Source organism: Arthrobacter sp. Dra40 (assembly GCF_059091905.1).
Genome location: NZ_JBNHHB010000333.1, coordinates 1 through 4022, shown reverse-complemented (window position 1 = coordinate 4022; position 4022 = coordinate 1). Strand labels below are relative to the sequence as shown.

General features: G+C 50.8%; 3 protein-coding genes. All 3 read right to left on the bottom strand.

Annotated elements, in window-relative coordinates; genetic code table 11:
• On the bottom strand, positions 1–572 hold a 572-nt coding region (locus AC5RWT_RS35150), incomplete at its 3' end, for a hypothetical protein (RefSeq protein ID WP_494084265.1).
• 1394 nt (positions 573–1966) lie between these two features.
• A complete protein-coding gene (locus tag AC5RWT_RS35145; protein ID WP_494084264.1) occupies positions 1967–3247 on the bottom strand; it encodes a hypothetical protein in 1281 nt (426 codons plus the stop codon).
• An 83-nt stretch (positions 3248–3330) separates the two neighbouring features.
• Positions 3331–4022: ATP-grasp fold amidoligase family protein (locus tag AC5RWT_RS35140; protein WP_494084263.1), on the bottom strand; the 692-nt coding region annotated here is incomplete at its 5' end.

Below are 4022 nucleotides of genomic sequence, written 5' to 3'. Positions count from 1 at the left end.
GTCTGCAAAATCGGGATTCCTCTGCTAGAAAAATAGAGTGAGAGGCTGTCTCCGTTTTGAAGATAGAACTGACCACACTTGGCACCGGTATCAAAAGCTTCGCCCTCACGGCGAATATAGTCAATCTTATCCATAGATCCTGCGAAACCAAATTTCTCGCTCACGTAAACCAGTTCAGGATACATAGAGTCGTTGGTGTATACGAAAGGGCACGAGTTCGCTACGATAGCTAAAGGCGCCGGAGCGTTGCGCCATACGACGTCGGTGAAGTTAATAAAAGGGCGCAGGCGGTCGTCATCAACGTGAATTTCCGTCCCGCCGGGATTCATGCCTGAGAAATCGCCGGAAATGCTCAAGGATCGACGAATGTTGAGACCCTGATATATGCGTATTGCTCTCGGAGCATCGTCTCCATCCAAACGTCTTACTGATGCACGGATCCTACCGCCGACCGATGTTTCCACATCTTCACCGATGTTAAACACAGAAAGTCGACTCATTCCTATGCCAGTTATGGAAACATCGGCAATGCCATAGATATCGACTTCGTTATTCGTTCCGCCCAATGTCATACACCGAAAGGATGTAAAAACCTCACCGTCAGATGCGACCTGTCCAGTGGCGTCAACGTGAAAGCTTCCGCGGGTAACGCATTGACCTAGCGGATGAATGTTTATTGCAGACGGATATATTGCAGAGGTAGGAGTCAGATCTATGTTTTTGATTCGAGATACAAAATTTTCAAATATGACACTTTGTACTTCGATATCCCGAACGCGTAGGGAGGAAATTTCGGATAGATCACCCGGCGAGTCTACTTGGTGCTCACAACCAGCTGAGTACAACAGGCGACCAAAGGGGTTATCTCCTCCTACCATAAACCCGCGCCCCCTCATGTCATTTTCTACTGACGGTTTGAGATCCCGTATCCATGCACGACAGCGTCTCCACTCTATCCTAGAATGACCGGGGTCCACTAGCGGATGAAAGTTCCGCGAATAGAAACCAACGTTTGCCGCGTCAATGCTTAAGCAATTATCCAGCAACGCATCACGAGGCGCATTTACTTCGAATCCATTGTCACCAGAATTAACTGAGACGAGATCCCGGAGTACAACGCGACCACAGTGACCCTTACCGCCCACGTGAAAGCCAGAAGTTGTATAGAATCGGCCAGGTACCTCAGAGCCAGTGAAGGTACAACGCTCGAGGACTATGTCATCGCAGTACACCTCAATCCCTTCATTGGGTCCATTGCCTCCGATCAAAATTCCAGTATTCCCCCCCTCTAGGACGAGGTCAGCAATATAAATGCGCTTAATCGTGTTCTCAGACTCGGCGCTGCGCCCATGCTGAGGGGTCATGTGTATATGCGTGGGATGGTTCGACGTAGTCGGGTCGGTTACAGACCCATAGCTATGTATGCGTTCAATGCGAATATCCTCGAAGTTCATTCGCCCGACAAACTGTCCCTCAATATAATTTCCAAGAATTATGTGGTTTCTGCCGCGGTGAGCGGTAGCATCAATCTCGAGATCATGGAGAGAAATATTGCGGAATGTTTGATCCGGCTCTGTCCAAGCGAAGTCGAACGCCCGCACGCCGTCTTGCGTCAGTAAGATGCGGGAGCCTGGCAGGCCTCGTATCGTGATTTTTCCGCTAATACTGTGGGGCAAGCGGGGTGTAACGTTCCAAATATGATCCCCCGAGAGAAGGACAATTTCGGCCCCTCTTGAATCGATGCCTTCCAATACCCTCTGGACTGCGCTGCCTGAGGCAGAACTGGCTGTCACCTCAAATACTCTTAAAACGCCTCCAGTCTCTGCCGATTTGTGGCCGTTCTCCGCCAGCGACATAACCGCGGGCAGGCTAAGTCCCGCGGCCATGCCTAAAGCTGATCTTCGACCAATCGGGTTTCCCGCCAGTTGAAATTTCAAAGTGATACACGCTGCCTTTCTTGCTGGACCTAGCGAGTCGCGCGTATAGAGCGCGCTTCGCAAAAAGTACGAGTGAGCGGCAATAGTTGGCCCCCGTGACCGGTGTTTTCCGTACCCCGATACGGATCCACAATGTTGTGCGCCATGAAGATGGCCACCCCCCAGACGAGGGAAACGGTTGGGCGATCCAAAAACGCGTTGCTTATGAGCATCCCAGAGAAGACCGCAATTAGTACAGGCTTCGCTTGCTGTGAAAGAATCTTATAAACAAAAGCGAAGTAGGCGATAGAAACGCCAGCCCCTAATAAACCGAACTCCATGACCATAGTGACAACATCTGAATGCGCAACCTTTTCCTCCCACCACCACATTGTGGTCGTGCGGTAATCGGAGTAGGGCCCCCCGCCAATCAGCTGAAAGAGCGGTCCACTTGAGGCGAAGATTTCAGCACGCTCCAGCCACGCCCCTAATCGACCAGATCCTAACGACTCAAACCCAAGATTGCTTACATCCCCACCTTCTACGGCAGTCGCATTTCTCCACCAAGCGGCGCCAGCAACGGCCAAGGCGCCGACTAGGAATATCCAGCGAACCTTGAGCCGGGATCCAGTTGTAAAACTAGCAATGATAAAGATCATCAGCATCACTACCGATGTCATCACACCATATCCGACAACTAGAATGCAGGCTGCAGTAAACCAAATAGTGCGAACATGAAGTGCCCAGGGCGAGTGCCAAAGGATTATGGCGAAAGCGACCATGGCTATAGACGAACTATGTACCGCTGTTTCCCCTGCAAAGAAGGGACTCAACCGCAACGCACCGGAATAATCAATTGGGCTTTCAAAAGTGGCGGTAAGCACAGCGTAGACTACAACAGTAGCAGAACCGAGAGACAACACCGACCGCATTCCGTTAGTCTTCACGAGCACGAAGATGCCAAGAGAAAGCAAGGATACAAGGTATCGAGGCAGCGCCGGAAGATGACCGGTACCCAATAAAATGTAACTCAGTAGGCTGAGAGCCACAAAGCAGAGCACCAGCGGAACCACTCTTGCTGCTATCCATTTACTTCCGGCAATGACGGAAAAAACATAGGCACCAAACATTCCGGAAATGACATAGGACAGGACGACCGAAGTCCAGTTCGAATGGTTGTAGCCAATCATGTAGGTACAAATAGAAATCCACAACACGGCAAAAATCGACTGACGAGCTAAATGTCCTAGCTGTTGTCGATATTCGCTAGGGCGGGGAGGGATCACTTCTGGTCGCGAGCGTGCGGATTGTAAACCGTTCCACAGAAACATAAAATAACGTCCTAGTCGGTTTGGTATGCGAGGACTCTCGGGAAGAAGGCCTTCCCTGTCAACTACCTGGTGTCGAGGTGAGGTTAGAAACTCGCTCGAGCAGGCATATTTGACGAGACATCAGATACTGCCGGTAGCGTCCAGTACTTCCCGAGGGTCGCGTCGAGGTCCTTCGGTCGGTAGGGCTTTGCACCGCCAGCCGGATAAGGGGTCAACTCGCCGAACCAAATTTCACCGTTGTATCGGTACAGATCGACGCGTATGAAGTCGTAGTCGGATCCAAGTTTGCCAGCTATCTGGATCATTTTGTCTAGGTCCGACGGTTTATCTTCTACGGGACCCAGCGGCACGGAGTTGTGGTAAGGCAGCGGAGTCCAGTCCGGCGTGTACATCCGACGACTTGGTTTTCCGAAACGACTTATATCCACATGAACAAGACGGACTTCACCTTCAAAGACATAGAACTTGTAGTCCTTGAGAGGCGAATCTCCGTCGCCGATCATTTCTTCAAGCAAAAACTCGACCCTGGCTGCTCCATAGGCCCATTCGCCCAGTACATCGTAGTTGAAATTTCTGAGCCACCCTTTTGTTTCTTTTATTAACGCCTCAGAATGCAAAATCCGGTTCTTCCCTAAGACGACCTGTCCACTGCTGTGGTTTGGTTTCAGCACCCAATTCCCAGGGACCTTTAGATGATCCAACTCTCGCAAGTTAGTTCCCGACCAAATAGTTCTGGGGATGCGCAGTGGCAGAGCCTTGCTCGCAGCATAATTCT

Coding starts and splice junctions, on each gene's coding strand:
- AC5RWT_RS35145 (WP_494084264.1), bottom strand. CDS start 3,247: ATGTTTCTGTGGAACGGTTTACAATCCGCACGCTCGCGACCAGAAGTG.